The organism is Roseibium algae (genome assembly GCF_037783265.1).
Lineage (GTDB): Bacteria > Pseudomonadota > Alphaproteobacteria > Rhizobiales > Stappiaceae > Roseibium > Roseibium algae.
This window is the reverse complement of sequence record NZ_JBAKIA010000022.1, coordinates 25,119-47,123: the sequence shown is the minus strand read 5'-3', so window position 1 is coordinate 47,123 and position 22,005 is coordinate 25,119. Positions and strand designations below refer to the sequence as shown.

Annotated in this window: 25 protein-coding genes, 1 tRNA gene, 2 pseudogenes and 1 riboswitch; of the genes and pseudogenes, 17 read left to right on the top strand and 11 right to left on the bottom strand. The window is 54.0% G+C overall.

Going from position 1 to position 22,005, the window contains the following annotated elements:
* Positions 1-494: pseudogene (locus V6575_RS21375) on the bottom strand (transposase); the annotation flags it as partial.
* Positions 495-585: 91 nt separating this feature from the next.
* Between V6575_RS21375 and V6575_RS21370 the strand changes: the two are divergent.
* The 3 genes from V6575_RS21370 to V6575_RS21360 are packed head-to-tail and all read left to right on the top strand — an operon-like array spanning position 586 to position 2,434.
* On the top strand, positions 586-777 hold the full coding sequence (locus V6575_RS21370) for a hypothetical protein (RefSeq protein WP_340277321.1): 192 nt from the start codon (positions 586-588) through the stop codon (positions 775-777).
* Positions 774-2,189 carry a type IV secretory system conjugative DNA transfer family protein gene (locus V6575_RS21365; RefSeq protein ID WP_340277319.1) on the top strand — a complete coding sequence of 472 codons (1,416 nt, stop codon included), beginning with the start codon at positions 774-776 and terminating at the stop codon, positions 2,187-2,189. The genes V6575_RS21370 and V6575_RS21365 overlap by 4 nt, the downstream gene beginning before the upstream one ends.
* Entirely contained in the window at positions 2,186-2,434 is a 249-nt protein-coding gene (locus V6575_RS21360; protein ID WP_340277318.1) for a hypothetical protein, read from the top strand. Before V6575_RS21365 ends, V6575_RS21360 begins: the two co-directional genes overlap by 4 nt.
* Here the strand turns inward: V6575_RS21360 and V6575_RS21355 are convergent.
* Entirely contained in the window at positions 2,431-2,700 is a 270-nt protein-coding gene (locus V6575_RS21355) for a hypothetical protein (RefSeq protein ID WP_340277317.1), read from the bottom strand. The two genes, V6575_RS21360 and V6575_RS21355, sit on opposite strands and share 4 nt — an antisense overlap.
* A 52-nt stretch (positions 2,701-2,752) precedes the next feature.
* On the opposite strand from V6575_RS21355, the gene V6575_RS21350 reads away from it, so the two are divergent.
* The 5 genes and pseudogenes from V6575_RS21350 to V6575_RS23370 form a co-directional block, all read left to right on the top strand.
* Positions 2,753-3,217 carry a hypothetical protein gene (locus V6575_RS21350; RefSeq protein ID WP_340277315.1) on the top strand — a complete coding sequence of 155 codons (465 nt, stop codon included), beginning with the start codon at positions 2,753-2,755 and terminating at the stop codon, positions 3,215-3,217.
* A 12-nt stretch (positions 3,218-3,229) separates the two neighbouring features.
* Positions 3,230-3,853 (top strand): hypothetical protein, encoded by a 624-nt coding sequence (locus V6575_RS21345; RefSeq protein WP_340277313.1) that lies wholly within the window; start codon positions 3,230-3,232, stop codon positions 3,851-3,853.
* Positions 3,854-3,990: 137 nt separating this feature from the next.
* Positions 3,991-4,302 carry a hypothetical protein gene (locus V6575_RS21340; protein WP_340277311.1) on the top strand — a complete coding sequence of 104 codons (312 nt, stop codon included), beginning with the start codon at positions 3,991-3,993 and terminating at the stop codon, positions 4,300-4,302.
* Positions 4,299-4,880, top strand: a complete 582-nt coding sequence (locus V6575_RS21335) for a recombinase family protein (RefSeq protein ID WP_340277310.1) — start codon at positions 4,299-4,301, stop codon at positions 4,878-4,880. The genes V6575_RS21340 and V6575_RS21335 overlap by 4 nt, the downstream gene beginning before the upstream one ends.
* Positions 4,840-5,328, top strand: a pseudogene (locus V6575_RS23370) (recombinase family protein); the annotation flags it as partial. The gene V6575_RS21335 and the pseudogene V6575_RS23370, both read left to right, overlap by 41 nt.
* Positions 5,329-5,828: 500 nt before the next feature.
* Here V6575_RS23370 and V6575_RS21330 read toward each other — a convergent pair.
* Positions 5,829-5,915 (bottom strand) — tRNA-Leu (locus V6575_RS21330).
* Between the two features lie 152 nt (positions 5,916-6,067).
* Complete coding sequence (locus V6575_RS21325) at positions 6,068-6,346, bottom strand: FliM/FliN family flagellar motor switch protein (RefSeq protein ID WP_340277309.1); 279 nt, start codon at positions 6,344-6,346, stop codon at positions 6,068-6,070.
* A 98-nt stretch (positions 6,347-6,444) separates the two neighbouring features.
* Here V6575_RS21325 and lipB point away from each other — a divergent pair, with 98 nt between their 5' ends.
* Positions 6,445-7,146: a lipoyl(octanoyl) transferase LipB gene (lipB, locus tag V6575_RS21320; RefSeq protein ID WP_340277308.1), complete on the top strand. Its 702-nt coding sequence runs from the start codon at positions 6,445-6,447 to the stop codon at positions 7,144-7,146.
* A 54-nt stretch (positions 7,147-7,200) separates the two neighbouring features.
* Here the strand turns inward: lipB and V6575_RS21315 are convergent, their stop codons facing one another.
* The 4 genes from V6575_RS21315 to V6575_RS21300 form a co-directional block, all read right to left on the bottom strand.
* Entirely contained in the window at positions 7,201-7,491 is a 291-nt protein-coding gene (locus V6575_RS21315; protein ID WP_340277306.1) for an acylphosphatase, read from the bottom strand.
* Complete coding sequence (locus V6575_RS21310) at positions 7,488-8,399, bottom strand: DMT family transporter (protein ID WP_340277304.1); 912 nt, start codon at positions 8,397-8,399, stop codon at positions 7,488-7,490. The genes V6575_RS21315 and V6575_RS21310 overlap by 4 nt, the downstream gene beginning before the upstream one ends.
* A gap of 77 nt (positions 8,400-8,476) precedes the next feature.
* Positions 8,477-8,625, bottom strand: a riboswitch (FMN riboswitch).
* Positions 8,626-8,727: 102 nt separating this feature from the next.
* A complete protein-coding gene (locus V6575_RS21305; RefSeq protein ID WP_340277302.1) occupies positions 8,728-9,378 on the bottom strand; it encodes an HAD family hydrolase in 651 nt (216 codons plus the stop codon).
* A gap of 4 nt (positions 9,379-9,382) precedes the next feature.
* On the bottom strand, positions 9,383-11,395 hold the full coding sequence (locus V6575_RS21300; RefSeq protein WP_340277300.1) for an acetyl-CoA carboxylase biotin carboxylase subunit: 2,013 nt from the start codon (positions 11,393-11,395) through the stop codon (positions 9,383-9,385).
* A gap of 227 nt (positions 11,396-11,622) precedes the next feature.
* Between V6575_RS21300 and V6575_RS21295 the strand changes: the two genes are divergently transcribed.
* The 3 genes from V6575_RS21295 to V6575_RS21285 all read left to right on the top strand — a co-directional run bounded on the left by V6575_RS21295 (position 11,623) and on the right by V6575_RS21285 (position 13,006).
* Positions 11,623-12,084 (top strand): hypothetical protein, encoded by a 462-nt coding sequence (locus V6575_RS21295; protein ID WP_340277298.1) that lies wholly within the window; start codon positions 11,623-11,625, stop codon positions 12,082-12,084.
* Between the two features lie 124 nt (positions 12,085-12,208).
* Entirely contained in the window at positions 12,209-12,574 is a 366-nt protein-coding gene (folB, locus tag V6575_RS21290; protein WP_340277297.1) for a dihydroneopterin aldolase, read from the top strand.
* Positions 12,575-12,691: 117 nt separating this feature from the next.
* Positions 12,692-13,006 carry a hypothetical protein gene (locus V6575_RS21285; RefSeq protein ID WP_340277295.1) on the top strand — a complete coding sequence of 105 codons (315 nt, stop codon included), beginning with the start codon at positions 12,692-12,694 and terminating at the stop codon, positions 13,004-13,006.
* Positions 13,007-13,096: 90 nt separating this feature from the next.
* On the opposite strand, the gene V6575_RS21280 is transcribed toward V6575_RS21285, so the two are convergent.
* Positions 13,097-14,629 (bottom strand): acyl-CoA carboxylase subunit beta, encoded by a 1,533-nt coding sequence (locus V6575_RS21280; protein ID WP_340277293.1) that lies wholly within the window; start codon positions 14,627-14,629, stop codon positions 13,097-13,099.
* A 228-nt stretch (positions 14,630-14,857) separates the two neighbouring features.
* On the opposite strand from V6575_RS21280, the gene V6575_RS21275 reads away from it, so the two are divergent.
* The 5 genes from V6575_RS21275 (at position 14,858) to mgtE (ending at position 20,462) form a co-directional block, all read left to right on the top strand.
* Positions 14,858-16,282, top strand: a complete 1,425-nt coding sequence (locus V6575_RS21275; protein ID WP_422785616.1) for a circularly permuted type 2 ATP-grasp protein — start codon at positions 14,858-14,860, stop codon at positions 16,280-16,282.
* 2 nt (positions 16,283-16,284) lie between these two features.
* A complete protein-coding gene (locus tag V6575_RS21270) occupies positions 16,285-17,235 on the top strand; it encodes an alpha-E domain-containing protein (RefSeq protein WP_340277291.1) in 951 nt (316 codons plus the stop codon).
* 62 nt (positions 17,236-17,297) lie between these two features.
* Positions 17,298-18,113, top strand: coding sequence for a transglutaminase family protein (locus V6575_RS21265; protein WP_340277289.1), 816 nt, complete (start codon positions 17,298-17,300; stop codon positions 18,111-18,113).
* 93 nt (positions 18,114-18,206) lie between these two features.
* The gene (locus V6575_RS21260; protein ID WP_340277286.1) at positions 18,207-18,938 is read left to right on the top strand and encodes a proteasome-type protease; all 732 of its coding nucleotides are present in this window, start codon (positions 18,207-18,209) and stop codon (positions 18,936-18,938) included.
* 108 nt (positions 18,939-19,046) lie between these two features.
* On the top strand, positions 19,047-20,462 hold the full coding sequence (mgtE, locus tag V6575_RS21255) for a magnesium transporter (protein WP_340277284.1): 1,416 nt from the start codon (positions 19,047-19,049) through the stop codon (positions 20,460-20,462).
* Between the two features lie 7 nt (positions 20,463-20,469).
* Here mgtE and V6575_RS21250 read toward each other — a convergent pair whose 3' ends face one another.
* Both V6575_RS21250 and V6575_RS21245 read right to left on the bottom strand, forming a co-directional pair.
* Positions 20,470-21,258, bottom strand: coding sequence for an ATP12 family chaperone protein (locus V6575_RS21250; RefSeq protein WP_340277282.1), 789 nt, complete (start codon positions 21,256-21,258; stop codon positions 20,470-20,472).
* Positions 21,258-21,938, bottom strand: coding sequence for an HAD-IA family hydrolase (locus tag V6575_RS21245; protein ID WP_340277280.1), 681 nt, complete (start codon positions 21,936-21,938; stop codon positions 21,258-21,260). The genes V6575_RS21250 and V6575_RS21245 overlap by 1 nt, the downstream gene beginning before the upstream one ends.
* Positions 21,939-22,005 lie beyond the last annotated feature (67 nt).

Genomic DNA, 22,005 nt, shown 5'->3' with positions numbered 1-22,005 from the left:
ATCTCTCAGCAGCGCAGCGATCCGACGATAGCCGTATCGGCCATATTGCCGGGTCAGCTCGATCATGTCGGCCACCAACCGCTCTTCGTCTGGACGACCAACTGGTACCTTACGTTGTGTGGATCGGTGTTGTCTCAAAACGCGGCAAGCCCGGCGTTCTGAGACATTCAATTCACCGCGAACACGATCAATGCAAGCACGACGGCGAGCGGGGCTTAGAAGTTTCCCTTAGCGGCCTCCGCCAAAATTAACTTGTCCAAGGTCAAATCAGAAACGGCCCTGCGCAATCGCTCGTTTTCTTGCTGAAGGCGTTTCAGTTCCTTCAATTGATCTGTGCCCATTCCACCGTACTTCTTCTTCCAGCGGTAGAACGTTTGTTCAGTCACCCCGATCTGACGGATAGCATCCAGACGCGGCATCCCTTGCCCCGTCAGAACCTCAACCTGCCGTAACTTCGTAACAATCTCCTCCGGCTTTGGTCGCTTGTTGGTCATGTGTTTCCTCCGTTTTCCTAAACATAGCGGAGGACCACTTCAAAGGGGGAGGATCAGGGGGTTCTGGCGGATCGGACAAAATCCAGATTTTGTGTTCTTCCTCTTGCATGCCGGTATTTGTTTTGCAGCCGGAATTCTCGGCACGTTCAAAGCCCTGGTCGAGCTTGCCAGATATATGTCTGGGCGCCGCAAGTGGCGGATGTTCCGGTCCAAGGGCGCCATGCCCAAAGCCAATGACATGACCAACGTCGCGCAGTTACGGCGGAAGGGATTGATCAAATGAGCTTCCCCTTCCGGCGTTTACGAAACCAAAAGGTCATCGATCCAGAAGGCCGACGGCTTGTCGGTCTTACAATAGAGAGCGGAGAGCCGATCTTCGCTCCGGGCGGGCACAGCATGCTGATGTCCGCCAATGGCGGCGGCAAAACCACACGCGGCTGCATGCCTTGGCTGTTTTCCCTGATCTCCGGCGCTCGCAACAAAGCCACGCTCGTGCTCGATGGCAAGGACGGGGAAATGGCCGCGCAAATGGTCCCGATGCTGGCTGAGCTGGGCGTCAAGGTTGCCGTCATTGACGACATGGGTGTCCGGCCTGAACTGGAAGCGTGGCGAGTCACGCTCAACCCATTTGGTGCGCTGGTCTCAACTTATCAGCGCGATGCGAGGGACACGATATTCGCGGAGGAGAACATCACCCATGCGATCATTGAAGAACCAAACAATGACTCAAAAAACAAATACTTCCGGGCTTGGCCACGCAAACTGATTTCCTTTGCCAACAGCACCATGTTGAGCCGCGCCCCGGAAAATACCACGCCAGGTTCAATTTCCGTCATTCTGAATGATCCGGACATGCTGGAAAGCTTTGCCGGGATTGAAGCGGAAGAAGGCGAAGGCCAGGCAAAAGCGCAGGCCAAGGCCATTTTGGGCATGCGCCCACACGAACACTGGCCACAGCATCTGGAAGAAGCACAGCGTGCTATTGAGCTGTTTTCTGAGGGAACAAGACTGCATGAAGCCGGGCGCGGTGCGTCCGAGACACATGAGAGCCTTATTCGCGACAAGACGATGATTTTCCTTGTCGGGCCACAGGCCTACATGCCGCGCCTTGGCACCTATTACGCGCTGCACATCCTTGCCTTTACAGATGCTCTCTACCATGGCGCTGGCGGGCTTGAGGTTGTCGCAGATGAAATCACCAACTGCCCTGTCAAACCACTCATCTCCCAAATCACTACCCTCCGTGCGTTTGGGGGGGCCATTCACTCCGTAGCCCAGAGCCGCTCGGAATTTATCCGAAAGTTCGGCGAGCAGGAAACCCGCACTCTGGAAGAAAACGCCATAGTCAAACAGTGGTTCGGATTTTCGTCATTCGAAGAAGCCGAGCGTATCTCCAAGGCCATTGGAGAGCAGCATATGGTGTCTGAAGGCCTCAGTGGTTTTGAATCTGACCTGAATTCCCAAACCAGCCTCAATCTTGGAAAGCAACCCAACGTGTCTCCAGCAGAACTGATGGCGATGCCGCCGGAACACCAGCTGGTGCACATCAAAGGCGTCGGGTTCTTTTTGGCGCGGACGATTGGTCAAAACCAGATCGCTCCTTACTGCGACCTTGTCGCTGACAACCCGCTGGAGGGCGGACGCCTTGTGTCCAATAAAATCCTCACCCTTGCTCAGCCGACGGTGTCCCCATGATGAAACATGCTGTGCTTTTTATCTGGCTGATACCAGTCCTTGGAGGCTGGGCCACCGTCGCCTTCTTCGGCACTCCCCATCTGGTGGTGAGCTATCGCTTTCATGATAACGGCGACAGGCACAATCCGCTGGCCGCGCGTCACTACATCGACTGCACGTATCTCGGTTGGACGGGGCTGCAAAAAGTACCGGCGCGCAATGGACATTGTACGTGCTTCCGCTGGTTCAAGGCGGAGACACGCTAATGAAGACGCGTAAGGTAAGCCCGATCTTGAGGTTCATGGAGACGGCGCTTGAGATCAAGGCGCTCAGTCAGAAGAATGCGAACTTCTGCCTTCAGGCAGGTGAGCATGGTGTCCATGTCCGTCGCATTCCGCGCAAGCACATCATCAAAATGCGCCCGGTCATCGACAGCAAACACCGACCAAGGCTCGACGGCTTGCCAAAACGCTTCATAGCCAAGCGGTTCAAGCCAATCCTCAACATCCTGAATGTCTTCAAAAGCAATCACGGTAACACGTTACCACAAACTCGACTTACGTCGCAAATTCGGGAGTGAATTGATGAGTTTATCGACGACGGAAGCTGTTCGAGAAGTCTTTGTTGAGGCCACCCGCCAGTCGCTTGCCCGGTCTTTAAAGCAAGCGGAAGACTGGGATCGTTTCAACGCGATCATCGATGAGACGAACAAGCGGGTAAAGGCTGAAGAGAGCGACTACGCCCGAAATTATGCCGCGCGCCTGACGGATGCAAAAGAAGTCATTTTGCGCGAGGAGCACAGCGTTCGCCTTGATCAACCCTTGCCCCCCGGCGCGCACAAGACATCCGACAGGCAAGCTTTGCACCGCAAGGCCGATGCGCGTGTTCAGCGCGATCACAAGCTGAGGCTGGACACGATCCAGCGCGATGAACTCGATCAATACAAAGCGCTGAAGGAAGAGATCCGCATGCGAGACAGTCCAACCCACCAAGCACGGCAATCCTTCACACAGACCCACCACCGCAACGGTCCATCACGTGACAGATAAGGAGACAAACCCATGCCATCCGATGACAGACAACCCAGCACTCAATCCGCCCGCATTCAGGCTGCCCGTGAGACGTATTCCGGGCAAGGCCTTACCGAAAACCAGTTCCGCGAAGCCTGGGCGATCACAGGGGTCATTCACAATGAGATCCACAAAAGCGGCTCTTTCCGGGAAAAACTGACCGACTATTCCCATGCCTTTGCACGTGCGGAGAGATTCGACGCTTTGAAAGGCGAAAGCATCCTGCGCGATATTTATCAGGGCCGCTACAGCCAAAGCATGAACCAAACCTGCGAAGGACTGTTAGAGGTAGAGCAAACTTTGCCCGCTGACTCTGAAACGCGTGCCCTCCAGAAGGCTGACACCATCGGTGAGCGGATCAAGGACGGCCCGACACAGCCGTTCTACAAGGCTTACGACAATACATCATTGGAATTGGCCAAAGACCTCGGCGTAACGCAGTCGTATGCGAAATCGATGATGAAAGACGCCTTCCAGACCAAACACGGCAAAAGCCTCTATGAGGACGGCAAGGTCTTTGAGGAAGCCTATCACCGCCCGGTCAAAGAGGCGGAGATCGCAAGCCGCAAGGCTGAGAAGCTGCAAGAGCGCAGCCAGTCCTACAGTCGAAACTGAGCAAGCCGTCCAATAAGTAGCAAAACACGGATAGGACTAAAATCCTTGACATTTACTTGCCTTAGATAGTATGTTCTTCTTTTGTTCTTATCGACAAAAGTAAACAGAAGGAGACACGAAAGCAAAGGAAACGTAAAATGAACCGAAACACCTCCCCGCCAACAGAAGCCCAGAATGACGGCCAGTCAGAGCAAATGGCGATCCACTTCAACTGGGAAGACTGGCTTCCCTATCTGGAAACTGACGAGATCAGTGAAGCTGACAAACGCCAATGCATAGAAGCACTCTGGGCGATCATTCACACCTTCATCGACCTTAGAATTTCCATAACTTCAGGCTCTGCCAAGTCTGAAAAAGATATTGATTTAACTGCACTTTTTCGCGGAGATTTGGTACAATCAAGTGAAGTCCCCGACAAAGAAAACGAACACAAAAAGGAGGAGGCATGACAAACGCACCACCCATACAACTTCCATCCAAAGCCATTATTTATTGCCGTGTCTCTTCAAAGGGACAGGCCGATGACGGCCATGGCCTTGAGGGTCAGGAAACCCGTTGCCGTCAGTATGCACAAAGCAAAGGCTATGAGATTGTTGCCGTCTTTCCCGACACAATCTCGGGCGGCGGGAACTTCATGCAGCGCCCCGGCATGGTGGCCTTGCTCAGCTTTCTGGATGCCCAGCCCGGTGAAGCCTTCACCGTCATCTTCGATGACCTGAAACGCTTTGCACGCGACACCCGTTTCCATCTTGATCTGCGCGAAGCCTTCCGCAAACGCGGTGCCCGGATCGAATGCCTGAACTTCAAGTTCGATGACACGCCGGAAGGCGAGTTCATAGAAACCATCATCGCCGCACAAGGGGCTTTGGAGCGTAAGCAGAACAGCCGCCAAGTAGCGCAGAAGATGAAAGCCCGCATGCAAAGCGGCTATTGGATCCATCTTGCCCCGGTCGGCTATCAGCAAGACCGTGAAGGGACGCGGCAAGATGCTGTTCCCGCAAGAGCCCTTTGCTTCCATCATTCGTGAAGGCTTTGAAGGATATGCAACGGGGCGTTTTAGAACTCCAGCAGAGATCGGACGCTTCTTTGAGAGCTTTCCTGACTTCCCGCGCAACAAGAAGGGCATCATCACCCAGCAGCGAATTGCCGACATTCTCAGCAGCCCGATTTACACCGGATATATCTGCTCCGAGACTTACGGCATTCAATGGTTGAAGGGCCATCATGAGGGGCTGTTCTCGCTGGATACCTTCGACAAGGTACAAACACTGCGCAAGGGAAAGGCGCATGCACCTGCCCGCAAGAATATCGGCGATGAGTTCGCCTTGCGTGGGTTTGTGACCTGTGGCTGCTGCGGCGTGCCGCTGCGCTCATCCATCACCAGGGGCAATGGCGGTCACTATCCATACTACCTGTGCCAGACAAAAGGCTGTGAGGCTTACGGGAAGTCCACACCGCGCGACAAGGTCGAAGCGGAAGTCGGTGCGTTGATCAAACAGCTTCAGCCAACCACGGGCCTCATGACGCTTGCAACGGCCATGTTCCGCTACGCGTGGAACGCGAGGCGTGAGCAAGCAAAAGAAATTCTGCGGTCAGGACAGGAGCAACTGTCGGCGATTGAAAAGCAAGTTGAAGGTCTTTTGGAAAGAATCATTGGCGCCAGCAACGCGGCCGTGATCTCTGCCTATGAAAACAAGATTGCAGACCTTGAGCATCAAAAGCTCATTTTAAGCGAAAAACTGGCCAATCGGGCCGGACCAGATACGTCCTTCGAGGAAAAACTAGAACCAGTCCTGCTATTCCTCGCAAACCCTTGGAAACTCTGGGAAAGTGGCCATACCACCTTACGCCGGCCCATACTCAAACTGGCCTTTGCAGACCGGATCGAGTATGTGAGAAATGAAGTACCTAGAACCCCCAAATTATCCATGCCGTTCAAGGCGTTAGGGGGTATTTCTGACCATGAAGTCAGTTATGGTGCGGTCGAGAAGACTCGAACTTCCACCCGTGTTACCGGACAGCGACCTCAACGCTGCGCGTCTACCAATTCCGCCACGACCGCTTGGTAGTATGTCTCACTGTCTCTCAACAGCGAGGAGCCCCATGTAGCAAAAGGGATTCTGCTGTGCAAGGGCGCTTTTCAGTTTATTTCACAAGGCCGTGGAAAAGCCCCGCCATGACATCAAAGGTTCAAGCCGCACCGGCACCAATGGCTCAGGAAGCCCGATCCAAAGGCCCGTCTGTACGCATCGGCCGGTCCTCGGGGCCACGCAACAGAACTTCCGTGATCGATATGCCGATCCGTTCTCCCAGCAAGACAACCTGCCCCATCGCCACGAGGGTCTTGTTTGCATAGACTTTCACATCATCATCTTCCGTCACATCCAGATCAAAGACAGCGCCACGCCCCATGCGCAACAACTGGTGGATCGGCATTTCTGAAGATCCCAGAACGACGGAAATATCGACATTGATTTCATCGAAGGTGGCCATCAGAAAGTTCCGCCTGTATGTGGAGATGTGCTACGCACGACATGGTATAGTCATACCACGCCTTTCCATTCGAAAAAATCAGCAAAAGCCTCAAGCCAATGCCAACTCCACAAAGAGACAGCCTCAGCCCTGATTTTCACCCAATCAAGGACGCTCCACCAGTAGAATGGGTCATCTCTGAAGCTCCGGTGGACTATGAAACCGCTCTTTTGGAGATGGAAGGGCATGTGGCGCGAATCGCATCTGGAGAGGCAAATGAGCGGGTCTGGCTGCTGGAGCACCCTCCCCTCTATACGGCAGGCACCAGCGCCGACGATTCGGACCTCATCTCACCGGACCGTTTCCCCGTCCACAAGACAGGCCGTGGTGGCCAACACACTTATCACGGCCCTGGTCAGCGCGTGGCCTATGTCATGCTTGACCTGACACGCAGGCGGCAGGACATCAGAGCGTTTGTTGCTGCGCTGGAAGCCTGGATCATTGGCAGCTTGTGGCACTATCACATTCGCGGCGAGCGACGCGAAGACCGGGTTGGCGTCTGGGTGCAACGTCCTGACCGCGGGCTCAACGTAGAAGACAAAATCGCTGCCATAGGCATTCGCGTACGCAAATGGGTGACCTTCCACGGCATCAGCTTCAACGTGGAACCGGACCTAGAGCATTTCTCCGGCATCATTCCCTGCGGCATTCAACAGCACGGCGTCACCAGCCTGGTGGATCTTGGCATTCCGGTTACCATGCCGGAAAATGACAGCGTCCTGCGGGCAGAATTTGAAAAGATCTTCGGCCCAACAATCTGATTGGGGCGTCGGGAGCTCCGTTTAGCCTATAAAACCCAATTCGCACGTCACATTTCAGTAAGTAGAGCGCCTCAAAAAACCAGCACTTTCAGGCGGATCGCACGGGCTTGCCAGAATATCAGTTACCTTTGCCAACACCGGGCCTTTCTCGCTCAGGGCGACCATTTCATCAACCCTGCCAGCAAGGCCGTGATAAACCGCCTCAACGCAGCCATCATGGCGATTACGGATCCAGCCATGCAATCCCAGCCGCTCGGCTTTGCTTGCACACCACGAGCGATATCCCACACCCTGAACACGCCCTAGGACTGTCACATAGACACTCTTGAAGCCCGTATGGGTCACGCTTCCCCCTTGATGCTGGACCCAAGCCGGTCTGTTCTGCCGCGCTCGTCATGCATGACATAAAGTGACGCCCCGACGATAATCAGTGCACCAATCCAGAAAGGGCCGCTTGGAGCATAGTGAAAGGCCAGCCAGCCAAACAGAACATTCAACGGCAACTTCAGATGATCGAATGGCTGAATATAGGCTGCATCAACTCGCGAATAGGCCAGCGTCAAACAATAATTGGCTAGCACCGTGAAAAAGCCTGCAGCCGCGATGGCCAGGATTCCAAGGCCCTGAGGCAGGACAAATCCATCAGCAACCGCAAGCCCCAGATTCACCGGTGTGAGAAGCAAGAGCAGATAAACCGTTACCGTCTCTGCCGGTTCAGACGCCGTCAGTTTTTTCGTCAACAAGGAAGCACCTGCCCAAAAGGCAGCAGCGCACAACGGCAAAAGAGTCGCCATCTGAAAACCATCAGACCACGGTTCCAGAATAACCATAGCTCCGGCAAAGCCGAAAACCGTTGCCGCCCAGCGCGCGAACCCGACCTCTTCGCGGAGCAGAATACGCGCGCCAACGACAACAAAAAAGGGCGATGTCATGACAAGGGCAATGGCCTGCCAGATCGGCACGGACGCAAGCCCTGCCCCCCAAAGCTGAACCCCCACAACGGCAAAGACAATCCGCATAGCATGGAGCCCGGGACGGGACGTCGCCAATCCGCCAAGCCCGCGACGAACAAGCCAGGGAAGCGCGCAGGCAAGCGCTGCCAAATATTGCCAGAACACAACAGAAGGCGATGGCATTCCGAGCTTCATGGTCGCTGTCTGGATCGCCACATTAACCGCTGCAAAGGAACCACCTGCCAACACCATTAAACCGGCGGCGATCAGTGGAACATGCAATCCACTCTTTCCCGTCATCCTGTCATCCTCTTTTGGAAAACGCACACAGGACGACGACCAATGCCTGCCCTGGCTAAACAGCCGGGCACCGCATCATTCGTTCTCTCACATCCGGACTATAACCGTCGGCTTCGGCCTCTCACCGAAATCTGCTGACCCTTTGACACACAGCCAAAGGCGCTCGCGGGCTCCGGGTTTCCCCGATACCGCCGGTGGGGAATTACACCCCGCCCCGAGAACATTTCACTCTCACTGAAAGATCATTTAGCGCTTTGCTGCTGCTGGCGCAAGACAGGCCACAACAGCTCCCCCGACATAGCAACCAGTCTGACCTCCCAGCTTTGCCTTAAAGACCCAACGCAACTCCGAGCGCGGCAGGCGTATCAACCACGGCCACAGGCTTTTCGCCTTCAAGCTCTTCCTGGCTGCCATAGCCCCATAATACACCGAAGCAATCAACGCCATTTTCTTTGGCACCAATCAGATCGTGCTTCCGATCGCCGATCATGGCGCAATTAGCGGCAAGCAAGCCTTCTTCCGCAAGAATATGAGCGATCAGCTCGGCTTTGGCAGACCGAGTTCCATCCAGTTCCGAGCCATAAACCTTTCCAAAGTGTTGCATCAGACCGAAATGCTCGACGATTTTTCCCGCATAGGCATGAGGCTTGGAAGTGGCAACGAACAATTTGCAACCACTTGCCACCAGATCGACAAGCAACCTGTCGATCCCGTCAATCAGGGTGTTTTCATAAAGCCCTGTGACGGTGAACCGCTCTCGATAAAAGGCCACGGCCTGATCCTGAATCGCCCGATCCTGTGTCTTTAAAAGTACTTCGAAACTGTCCCACAAAGGCGGTCCGATACACCAGCGTAGGTCCTCAGAGACCGGCACGTCCGCCCCCATACGCTCCAAAGCATACTGAATGGATCGGGTAATCCCCTCAAAGGGATCCGTCAGGGTTCCATCCAGATCAAAGAGAACAGTCTGATACGCCATGATGTCAGGAAAATTCCATGATGACGGCATCGACCGCAAGGCTGTCGCCCGCAACCGCCTTGACGGCATTGACCGTGCAATCGCGTTCCGCACGCAGAACATTTTCCATCTTCATGGCCTCAACGACCGCAAGTTGCTCGCCTGCCTTCACTTCCTGACCTTCCTCCACCGCAATGGAAACAACCAGACCCGGCATCGGGCAAAGCAGCAAGTTTGAAGTATCAGGCGGCAACTTCTCAGGCATCAAGGCATCAAGTTCGGCAATTCGTGGGGTCATGACCTTGGCGATGACCGAAAAGCCCTGCCAGTCGAGACGGTAGCCGCCCAAGACCGAACGAACCTGAACAGTCATCTTGCGGCGTCCAACAGTGCCGGTCCACAAAGTGTCACCCGGCGCCCAATCTGAGACAACCGAAACAATGGCCCCGCCGTCCACGGCAACATCAATCTCAATAGGAGTTGCCGGATAGCCGGCTGCCAGACGAACCGGCACATAGGCCTTGTCCAGCTTAACAACCCAGTCTTCCCTGATCTCCCCGGAATGCGCCCGCAACCGCCCGGGCAAGCGATCAAGGCGCCCACGGTTGAGCGCCCCCATGGAAAGGGCAACAGCGCTCAAGAGGCACAAGCTATCGCTATCAGGCTCGGCAGGTTCAAAACCATCTGGATATTCATCGGCAATAAAGCTGGTGGACAGCTCTCCTGAACGCCAGCGCGGGTGCTTCATCAAGGCGGTCAGAAACGGCACATTGTGCTGAATGCCATCGACATAGAACGCATCCAACGCTGAGCTCATGGCCTCAATGGCTTGTGCTCTGGTCGGCGCATGTGTGATCAGTTTGGCAATCATCGGATCATAGAACATCGAGATCTCTGAGCCTTCGACCACACCCGTGTCATTACGGATCGTGATCCCGTTTTCACAGCCTTCCTCAGGCGGTGTATAGCGCACCAGACGGCCAATCGACGGCAGGAAATTACGGTAAGGATCTTCTGCATAGATCCGGCTTTCCACAGACCAGCCATTCAGCTTTACAGCGTCCTGTGTCAGCTCAAGCTTTTCGCCTGCAGCAACCCGGATCATCTGCTCAACCAGATCAACGCCGGTGATCAGCTCGGTCACAGGGTGCTCAACCTGAAGGCGCGTGTTCATCTCCAGAAAGAAGAAGCTCTTGTCCTGTCCGGCAACAAACTCAACCGTACCAGCGCTATCGTAATCAACCGCCTTGGCCAGCGCGACCGCCTGCTCACCCATTTTGCGGCGCGTTTCTTCATCCAGAAGCGGAGACGGTGCTTCTTCAATGACTTTCTGATTACGGCGCTGAATTGAACATTCACGTTCCCCCAGATAGATCGCATTGCCGTGCTTATCGCCAATTACCTGAATTTCAATATGACGGGGATTCTCGATGAATTTCTCGATGAAAACCCGATCGTCCCCGAACGAAGAAGCAGCCTCGGATTTTGACCGCACGTAGCCGTCCCGAATTTCTTCCGCATTCCAGGCAATCCGCATGCCCTTTCCGCCGCCGCCAGCAGATGCCTTGATCATTACCGGATAACCGACTTCACCGGCAATCTCGACCGCATGATCGGCAGACTGAATCACACCGACATAGCCCGGCACAGTGCTTACATTGGCAGCATTAGCGAACTTCTTGGATTCAATTTTATCGCCCATGGCCTCAATGGCCCGCTTGTTCGGACCGATGAAGACAATGCCCTCATTCTCAAGCATTTCAGGGAAGCTGGCCCGCTCGGAGAGAAAGCCATAGCCGGGGTGGACTGCTTCTGCACCCGTCTGCTTACAGGCAGCAATAATCTTTTCCGGGATCAGGTAAGACTCTGAAGCTGTTGCCGGTCCAATGTGAACTGCTTCATCAGCCATTTCCACATGCAAGGCATCGCGATCAGCATCGGAAAAGACCGCGACCGTCTTGATGCCCATGCGCTGTGCGGTCTTGATGACCCGACAAGCAATTTCGCCCCGGTTGGCAATCAGAATTTTCGAGAACATGCAATCTCCACCCAGCTGTTTTTATGGGTGTGTTGTAGGCGTCGAATTAGCGCGGCGCAATATGCCCAAAGGATGACGCTTCCAGATCAATTTTAAAAAAAGCCCCACAAACAGGACCAAGGAAACAACCTCTAGAAATGACAAGCCAGGTAAGCGCGACATAGTTGAGTATAGTTATTTTTAACAATTTTATGAATAGATGAAAAACAACAATCTGGGGGAACTCAATGATAAAAACACTATCACTAACCATTCTATCAACTTTGATATGGGTTGCACCGGCTGCCGCCATAAAGCACGGCAAATGGAACAATGAGAAAATCCAAGGCTTTGAAAAATATTGGACTGACGCTGCAGATGGTTCCCGCTTTACCATCTGGTGTCATAAAAAGAGAAAATACTCAGGAACAGTGGTCGACATAGATATCGACGGCAAAAACGCGCCTCCCAGCAAAGAAATAAGCATTGTCATCGACCGTAAGCTGCTAAATATGACTGCGGATGAGGGCGGCTATGTTCAGACAGATTGTGCAACCTGCGCCGACGGCTATAAGGTTCTATGGAATCGGCTTCGATCTGGAAGCAGTCTGGCTGTCAAGTTCAAGGACAATCGCTACGCAGCCTTCTCCTTAAAGGGAGCACGGGAAATCCTGTCAAAAGATACCTGCCCAGCGGATTTCTATAAATAAGAAACTGCTCTTGAAAAAATCTCAAACCGAAAACTCTATCTGGCTTTTACAACGGACAGCCCCTAAACCGGCTGCTCTGCTCTTGAATACAATGCGCCCAGCGCCCTTTAAGGACCCACACCAGATGGATGCCATTCACCTCGAAGACCTGTCTTTCTTCGCCTATCATGGCCTTTATGATGAAGAGGCGCGCCTTGGGCAACGCTTTCATGTTGACCTGACCTGCTGGCTCGACCTTTCTGCTGCGGGTGAGAGCGACGAATACGAGCAGACAGTCTGCTACGCGACATTGGTAAAGGCCGTTGAAGACACTGTAACCAACACCCGCTTCAAATTGATCGAACGCTTGGCAACAGCCGTCTGTACTGCCGTCTTTGAAACTGATCCACGCATTCAGAAAACCAAAGTGCGCATCCACAAGCCTGGAGCGCCGCTCCCGATCCCGACCGGAAAAGTCAGCGTCGAAATGACTCGCGAGCGTCCGGAATAAACCACTCGTTTCTATGATTTTAGCGTTCAGCCCCAGCGCAATATGTAAGCGCCTGTCACCATGCTGCCGCAATGGTGTATTTAACTTGATAAAATCAAAGTTTTAGGGAAGAAACGCATGGGCACTTTGGCACGAAAGAACGGCATGTTGGTCGCCATTACATTAGGACTTCTTGGAACAATTGGTTCAGCAGAAGCACGACCAGACCTGCGCAAGATAAGCTGTGCGAAAGCACAGGACATGGTGAAACGTAATGGCGACGTAGTTTTCACGACCGGCACCCACACCTATTCCCTGTTTGTGTCGAATTCCAGCTACTGCGACGCTGGCCAGATGCTCTTCACCCAATACGGGCCGACCAAGGACAACAAAAAATGTCCGGTCGCTTATGAATGCCGTGAGCCCTTGTTCGGACGTAGCAGCTTTCGCTAGCGAACAGCGAACGAAAACAATTCACCGATAACAAAACGGCCCCGTTTAGGGGCCGTTTTTCGTTTTGATCAGCCAACCACAGGCTAGCTGCTAAAGCGGGATGTTGTCGTGCTTCTTCCAAGGGTTTTCCTGCACCTTGGACCGCAGCATGGCCAGAGCACGTGACACACGGCGACGTGTCGAATGAGGCCGGATCACCTCATCAATATAGCCACGTTCTGCCGCGACAAATGGATTGGCGAACCTGTCCTCATAGTCCTTTGTCCGCTCGGCAATCTTGTCCTTGTCACCCAGTTCTGAACGATACAGAATTTCGACAGCCCCCTTGGCCCCCATGACTGCGATTTCGGCAGTTGGCCATGCATAGTTGATGTCTCCTCGAATGTGCTTTGAACTCATCACATCATAAGCCCCGCCATAGGCCTTACGTGTAATCACTGTGATTTTCGGCACTGTGGCTTCCGCGTAGGCAAATAGCAGCTTTGCGCCATGCTTGATCAATCCGCCATATTCCTGCGCAGTGCCGGGCAAGAACCCTGGCACGTCAACAAACGTAACCAACGGAATGTTGAAGCAATCACAGAACCTGACAAACCGCGCAGCCTTCCGGCTTGCATCGCTGTCCAGAACCCCGGCAAGCACCATTGGCTGATTGGCAACGACCCCGACAGTCCGGCCTTCGATACGGCCAAGGCCCGTAACGATATTGCCCGCAAAGGATGCCTGAATCTCGAAGAAATCGCCCTCATCGACCGTTTTAAGGATCAGCTCCTTGATATCATAAGGCTTGTTCGGATTTTCCGGGATCAACGTATCAAGGCTTGTGTCGCTCTGGTCTGCATCGTCATAGAAATCGATCTCAGGCAGCTCAGCCGTGTTGTTCATCGGCAAGAAATCAATCAAGCGACGCATCTGATCAAGCGCCTGCACATCGTTTTCAAAAGCACCGTCAGCGATTGAGGACTTGGTCGTGTGCACCGATGCACCGCCCAGCTCCTCTGCTGTGACCGTCTCATTGGTCACTGTCTTCACAACATCAGGACCAGTCACGAACATGTAAGACGTGTCGCGAACCATGAAAATGAAATCGGTCATCGCAGGCGAATAAACGTCGCCCCCGGCGCAAGGCCCCATGATCAGTGAAATCTGCGGGATAACTCCCGATGCCAGAACGTTGCGCTGGAACACTTCTCCATAGCCGCCCAGCGCCGCAACGCCTTCCTGAATACGCGCGCCACCAGCGTCAAACAGACCGATAATCGGAGCACGGTTCTGAAGAGCCATGTCTTGAATTTTGATAATCTTCTGCGCATGGGTTTCAGACAGGGAACCACCGAAGACAGTAAAGTCTTTTGAAAAGACATAAACTGTACGGCCATTGACTGTGCCCCAGCCCGTCACGACTCCATCGCCAGGAATATGCTGTTCATCCATCCCGAATTCCGTGCAGCGATGTTGCTTGAACATGTCGAACTCCTCAAAGGAGCCTTCGTCCAAAAGCAGATCAATCCGCTCACGAGCTGTCAATTTGCCCTTTTTATGCTGAGCTTCAATACGACGCTCGCCGCCACCAAGACGCGCAGTTTCCCGGCGGCCTTCTAATTCGGCAAGGATTTCATTCATAGTATTCTCCGAAACGCAGTGAACCTGACACGGTCGTAACACGTGGCTTGATGCTCGCAAAGTCAGCAGATGGGACAAGATCATCCCCCATAGGCTTTTCCGTTGCGCAGCTCAGTCTTTTCACCTTTGCCTATTTCACAGGCAGTATCGCCCTGAGATTGTGCTTGGAGATAGAGAGCTAATCTGCAAACCTTGCCCAACAAGGCAGCAGCGATGAATGGGGAGGCAATGACAAAAGAGCGGTCGTTTTACAACGAGATGCAGGACGAAGCCGGCGTACCAAGAGCTGCTTATGCAGAGCTGGCAAAGTGGCTGGAAGACAAACCGCCAAACTTCCTGAAGCAAAAGAGCCGGGAAGCAGAAACCATCTTTCGTCGGCTCGGCATTACCTTCGCCGTTTATGGCGCACAGGAATCCACAGAGCGACTGATCCCCTTTGATCCAATCCCGCGGATCCTGTCGGCCAGTGAATGGCGTCGTTTGTCATCAGGTATAGATCAGCGGGTCCGCGCCCTGAACGCCTTTCTACATGACATATACCACCGCCAGGAAATCATTCGCGCAGGCCGCATTCCAGCTGACCTTATTTTACAGAACGAAGCCTTCTTGCCGGAAATGGTCGGTTTCACGCCTGCCCGCAAAGTTTATGCTCACATCATCGGCACAGATCTTGTCCGGGTCGCTGAGAATGAATTCTACGTATTGGAAGACAACACGCGCACCCCGTCCGGTGTCTCCTATATGCTGGAAAATCGCGAAACCATGATGCGGATGCTTCCGGATCTGTTTCAAAGCCACCGCGTTGCCCCGGTCGAGCAATATCCTGAAATGCTCCGCCAAACCCTTGAGAGCGTTAGCCCGGATCCGTCAAAGTCCAACCAGACAATCGTTGTCCTGACACCAGGCATCTACAATTCGGCCTATTTCGAGCATGCCTTTCTTGCTGATTCCATGGGCGTTGAACTGGTCGAAGGCCGCGATCTGTTCGTAGATGAAGGTAAAGTCTTCATGCGAACAACCCGCCAGCCAAAGCAGGTGGATGTCATATACCGCCGAATTGATGATGCATTTCTGGACCCCCTGACCTTCAATCCAGACACAATGCTGGGCGTCCCAGGCCTCTTTGACGCCTATCGCGCAGGTAATGTCACCATCTGCAATGCGCCCGGAACAGGAATTGCTGACGACAAGGCGATTTATGCCTATGTCCCTGAAATCATAGAATTCTACACAGGCCAAAAGCCGATCTTGAACAATGTGCCTACCTGGAATTGCTCTCGCGAAGACGATCTGGCCTATGTCCTGGACAATCTGGAAGAAATCGTCGTCAAGGAAGTCCACGGCTCTGGAGGCTATGGAATGTTGATTGGACCGACAGCATCCAAAAGGCAGATCTCCGATTTCCGAAAAGTCCTGAAGTCCAATCCGACCAATTACATAGCCCAACCGACACTGGCTCTCTCGGCCTGCCCAACGCATGTTGCCTCAGGTGTTGCACCCCGACACGTCGATCTAAGACCCTACGTCTTGATCGGAGACCGAGTACGCATCACTCCTGGTGGATTAACCCGCGTTGCGTTGAAAAACGGCTCTCTGGTCGTCAATTCAAGCCAGGGCGGAGGCACCAAGGACACTTGGGTGCTGGAGGACTGAACATGCTAGGAAGAACTGCCTCCTCCCTGTTTTGGATGTCGCGCTACCTTGAGCGTGCCCAGAACACGGCCAAACTTCTGGAAGTCGCCAATCGCGCCGCCATGGTGCCCAACACAGGCCACAGCGGCCTTGACGAATGGCGTATTGCATTGCTGACGTCAGGGACGGAATTAGGCTATCGGGCCAAAATGGATGAAATCACCGCACGCGGTGTGATCAACTATATGGTTTTCGACAAGCAGAACACGTCAAGCGTCAGGACGTGCCTGGAAACGGCGCGCAACAATGCCCGTGCAGTCAGAACCGGTATCACGTCTGAACTCTGGGAAGCGCTCAACACCACTTGGATCGAATTCGCGGAGGTCAATCCGCAATCGATCACTCAGGACAAGTTGCCCGAATTCCTGTCCTGGATAAGCCAGCGTTCTCATTTGTTCCGCGGTGCCCTGCTGAACACGATCCTGCGCGACGATGGCTATTTTTTCAGCCAGCTCGGCCATTTCGTCGAAAGAGCTGACAACACAGCCCGAATTCTAAACACCCAATATTGGGTCCTGCTCCCGGACAATGACGTGATCGGCGACGGATCCATGGAGCGCACTCAGTGGACAGGAATCTTGCGGGCACTTTCAGGCCTTAGAAGCTATAGGTTTGCCTACCCCGACGCCAAGCTGAAGGCTCTCAACATTGCAGAGTTCCTGATCCTCAGGAAGGAAATGCCACGTTCGCTTGCCCATTGCTATGATTGGATCGACGAGACGACCGATGATCTGGCCCAATTCTATGGAGAACGCCAACAAAGCATCAAGTTAGCAGCTTCCATATGGAAGGAACTAAGAGAGCAGGATATGCGCGACATCTATCAAAACGGGCTGCACGATTTCCTGACCGACTTTATCGGCAAGAACAACGCCTTCGCTGACCAGCTCTCACGTGACTATAATTTCGCCTGACCCGTTGGAACCCTGGCCTTTGGGTCTTGAAAATGACTTTCCTCTCGCACCCGGTGTGAAAAATGCGTCTGACCGTTCGACACAAAACACGCTACCGTTACGACACCCCTCTGGCCAATTCGATGCAGCAATTGCGTCTTATCCCCCCAGAGAGCAATGGCCAACGCGTGCTCGATTGGTCTCTCGACGCCCCTGGCATGGACCGGGCAACGATCTATACAGATGCCTTTGGCAACGTCGTGCACATGGTATCAATGCAAGACGTTGTTGAAGACGTTGAAGTCATTGCAAGCGGCACCGTTGAAACAGAAAATACCTTGGGCGTAATCGCCAATGAACGCGGCGCTGCCCCTCCAAGGATCTACACTCGTTTCACGCAGGTGACACAGCCAAACCAGGCGATCCGAAAGCTTGGATCCCTGATAAATCCGGACGACAAGATTGCAGGGTGCCACGAGTTGATGCATGCCGTTCGAAACAAGGTCACATATAAATCGGGCGTCACCGAAACACATGCAACGGCTTCTTCTGCACTCGCCAATGGCGAAGGTGTCTGCCAGGACCATGCCCATGTCTTTATTGCAGCAGCGCGTTCCGCTGGAATCCCTGCGCGGTACATATCCGGTTATCTCTTGATCCAGGATGAAGACAACTCTGACGCCCACCACGCATGGGCTGAGGTCTACATTGAGGATCTTGGGTGGCTCGCTTTTGATATTTCCAATGGTATATGTCCCACAGAGCATTATATCCGCTTGACCACGGGCTTGGATTCGCGCTCCGCTGCTCCGATCAGAGGCATTCGGTTCGGCGGGACAGCCGAGAACATGAATGTCGAAGTGGAAGTGCTACAGGCAGCAGGCCAGCAACAACAGTAGATCCCCCAGGAAAAGTGGATCCGTGCGCCTGCAATCTGAGTGAACGCGAGACAATCACGAGCCGATGAATTCGGCCGGGACAAGAGACCTAGAATGACATATTGCGTTGGATTGAAGCTCGATCGAGGGCTTGTGTTCGCATCGGATACCCGCACCAATGCAGGGCTGGATAACATATCCACCTTCAAGAAACTGCAGGTTTGGGAGGCCCCTGGCGACCGGGTGATCACCCTCCTGTCTTCCGGCAACCTGGCCATTACCCAGGCCGTTATTTCCCTTCTCAACGAGCAAATCCGAAGTTCTGCAGATACGAGCCGAACCTTGATGACCGTTGAGACCATGTTTCAGGCAGCACGCCTGATTGGCAGCGCAGTGCGTGAAGTTCGGAAAATCGACGGCGAAGCTCTGGAGGCCAACGCAGATAATTTCTCTGTCACCTTCATCTTGGGCGGACAGATCAAGGGCGAGGAACCACGTCTGTTTCAAGTCTATTCGGCTGGAAACTTCATAGAAGTCGGAGAAGACACACCCTATTTGCAAATCGGTGAACACAAATACGGCAAGCCGATCCTTGACCGGGTAACCCGGACCGACATGCGCCTGGGGGAAGCAGCCAAACTGGTTCTCTTGTCCTTCGACAGCACCCTTCGCTCCAACTTGTCCGTTGGCATGCCGATGGATCTGCTTCTCTACAATGCTGACAGCTTTACTGCGGATCGTCAGCTTCGTATCGAGAAAGATGATCCTTATTTCCAAAAGCTCTCGCAAGACTGGTCAGATGCCTTGCGCGATTCCTTTGCAAGTATGGATGAATTGGAGGTGTAGGGTTTGTCCCTGAGCCCTTTCTCACTCATTTCAAAAAACACCGGGCCTTGTTAGCTGTTCGTCATGGCACTGCCTTAAAAGACGGCAAACAATAAGGGGATGCAGCGCATGAGCGGCACAGATTTGGCAGAGCGTCTGACATGGGAACGCGAACCTGCCAGCGAGCCACTTGAGGCAAACGACGAAACCCTGCGGATGGTTCGTCAGATGATCAAAGCCGGAGAGCGCGCTTCTCTGGTTGAGTTACTCAAGCGCTGGGACCCGGTTGACAGCATGCAGCTGCTTGTGCGCCTGCGCCTGAAGCAGGCACGCAAACTTTTCCAGTGGCTCCCCGCCAATCCATCAATAAAGGTGATCGCCGAGCTGCGGACCGAATTCCGCTCGCTCCTGATGGAAGAAGCCACTCTGGAGCAGTTCCGCGATATTCTTGCTGGGCTTGACCCTGAAGATGCAACGGAAATGCTGAATGATTTTCCCGATGACATGGCCGAAGAGCTGGCCAGCCGTCTACCGGATGTGGAAGAGATTTCCTCGCGCCAATCCTATGCGGACGACAGTGCAGGCCGGATCATGGCGCGTAAGTTCGTGGCACTGCCGGAGACCCTGACCATAGATGAAGCCGTCACTCAGATCCGGGCAGACGCACATCGAATTCGCAAGGTCTTCACAGTCTATGTTCTGGATGACCAGCATCATCTGACAGGAACGGTAGAGCTGGGCAAGCTCCTGCTGGCGCCACAAGGCGCAACGCTGTGCGACATCATGAACAAGGATTTCCTGACGGTGTCCGCCGACATGGACCAAGAGGAAGTCCTCAGGCTGGCCCGCAAGCGCGATATGCGCACTGTTCCTGTGGTGGACAGCGAAGGCCATCTGATTGGCCGCGTAACACCAAAACAATTGACACGCATTGCGTCTGAGGAAGCGTCTGAAGACATGTTGCTGATGAGCGGTGTGTCCTCCGAAGCCAAGGCTGATGATACGATCTTTCGTATTGTGCGTGGCCGCCTGCCCTGGCTGCTGGCTGGTCTGATCGGAGCCAGTATCGCGGCCACCGTCGTTGGCTCCTTTGAGGAACAACTTGCCAAAGCCGCAATTCTGGCAGCCTTCATCCCTGTAACCATGTCAATGGCCGGAAATGCTGGTCTGCAAGCCTCAGCCGTTGCTCTTCAGGGGCTTGCTTCGGGAACACTTTGGTCAGGTGAGATCGGTTACCGACTTTTCAAAGAACTGCTGGCCGCGCTCTTCAATGGTCTCGTCGCAGGTATAATCCTGGCCGGACTGACAGTGGCGGCCTCTCTTATCGTGCCCATCAGTCATCCAATTCACTTGGCGATTGCCACCTCCCTGTCGCTTCTATGTGTGACCACGATTGCAGCAATGGTCGGCGCGACGATACCCATCGCACTCGACAAGTTGGGCATAGATCCCGCCATGGCCACCGGGGTCTTTATCACCTCCTCCAACGACGTTCTGGGCGTGCTGGTGTTCTTCTTTATGGCCACAACGTTTTATCTGGGGTGACGTAGCTTTACACTTGCGCCGCATCATTCATCCCAAGGATCAGGGCTGCCGCGTCAAATTCGGTGCGTTTATAGGTCCGAACCTGGGTCGCCTGTTCGTCCTGTCCCCAGCGCTCAACGTTAAAATCCTCTTCAACATGAGCGGCCAGCCAAGCCTCTTCGACGCTGAGGTGCCCATCTGACAGGGCCAAAGCCAGAACTGCCGATCCGGCAAGGGATGTGGCCGTGTGAAGCGCTGCGAGCCCCAGCGGGGTGAAGCTGTCGAGACGCGCGCGATAGGCCTTGAGAAGAGCCTCTGGCTGTTCCTGGTGAATGATACCAGCGATCCGCACGAAACGGCCGCCGAACATTGCTTCAGCCCATGACAAAACAGGATCCCAAAGTTCGCGTTGACGCGCAACCAGTGTCTCAGGTTCATCAGCCCGGTAACACAGCGCATCGGTGCCGCAGAACCGGGTGATTTCATCAGACACTTCGGCGAACCGCTTGGCCACCGCATCTTGCGCCGAGTTGGCAATGCGTGTCAGCGGCATGACGGCAGGGTTGATCACCTCGACCTGCGCGTTCCACTCATCAGCCACCGCCTGAGCCACAGCATGATGCGTCAGTACCAGCATGGTCCTGCTCGGCGTTTTCACCGGGCGACCATCCAGATGGATGGCAAAACCGCCTTCCACTGTCGCTGGTACTGCTTCCTTGTAGAAACGCTTGGGCAATTCCCGCTTGGAGAGTTCCCGCGCGCGCTGCTCTGGGTCTTTTGCAGCGTCTTGTTCCAAGGCTTGAAGATAGTCGCGCATCAGGTTGTTTCCTCATCAAAACCAAGGAGGCCATCCAGCACTCCGTAAAGATCATCAAAATGCTGGATCACGGCATGTGCACCGCCTGCGGTCAGGCGATCTCGCTCGTGATAGCCCCAACTGACACCAACCCCATGAACGCCGCCAGCACGGGCCATTTCCATATCGAAACTGGTATCGCCAATCAGCACAGTCCGATGCGGCTCAGCACCAGTTTCGGACAATGCCCGGTGAACCATGTCCGGATGGGGTTTTGACGGTGATGTATCTGCCGTTTGAATTGTGACAAAGCGACCATGAAGGTCATGCACATCAAGCATGTGATCGACACCGCGCCGCGCCTTGCCTGTGGCAATACCAAGCAGCACGTCCTCACGCTTTGACAGAAGATCGAGCACCTCGCGTGTACCCGGATAAAGCGGATCAAGATCCAAACCTTTTCCGCGCCGCTCCCGCTTCGAGGTCCGATAGGCATCCGCCATGGTCTGAACGTGATGGGCATTTTCATCGCCCACCAACGTCGAGAACGCCTCTTCAAGAGACAAACCAACGATCGACAAGGCCGTAGAGCGATCCGGCATTGGCAATCCAACCGCCTCATAGCCGACCTGAAGCCCGTGAAAAATGGTGTTCTGACTGTCCACCAGCGTGCCATCACAATCGAAAATTACGAGATACATGAAAGAAAGCGCCTCTGTTTTTCAAGCACCGCATGTGGCTGTTTTTCAGGGGCAGGTCAAGAGGTTG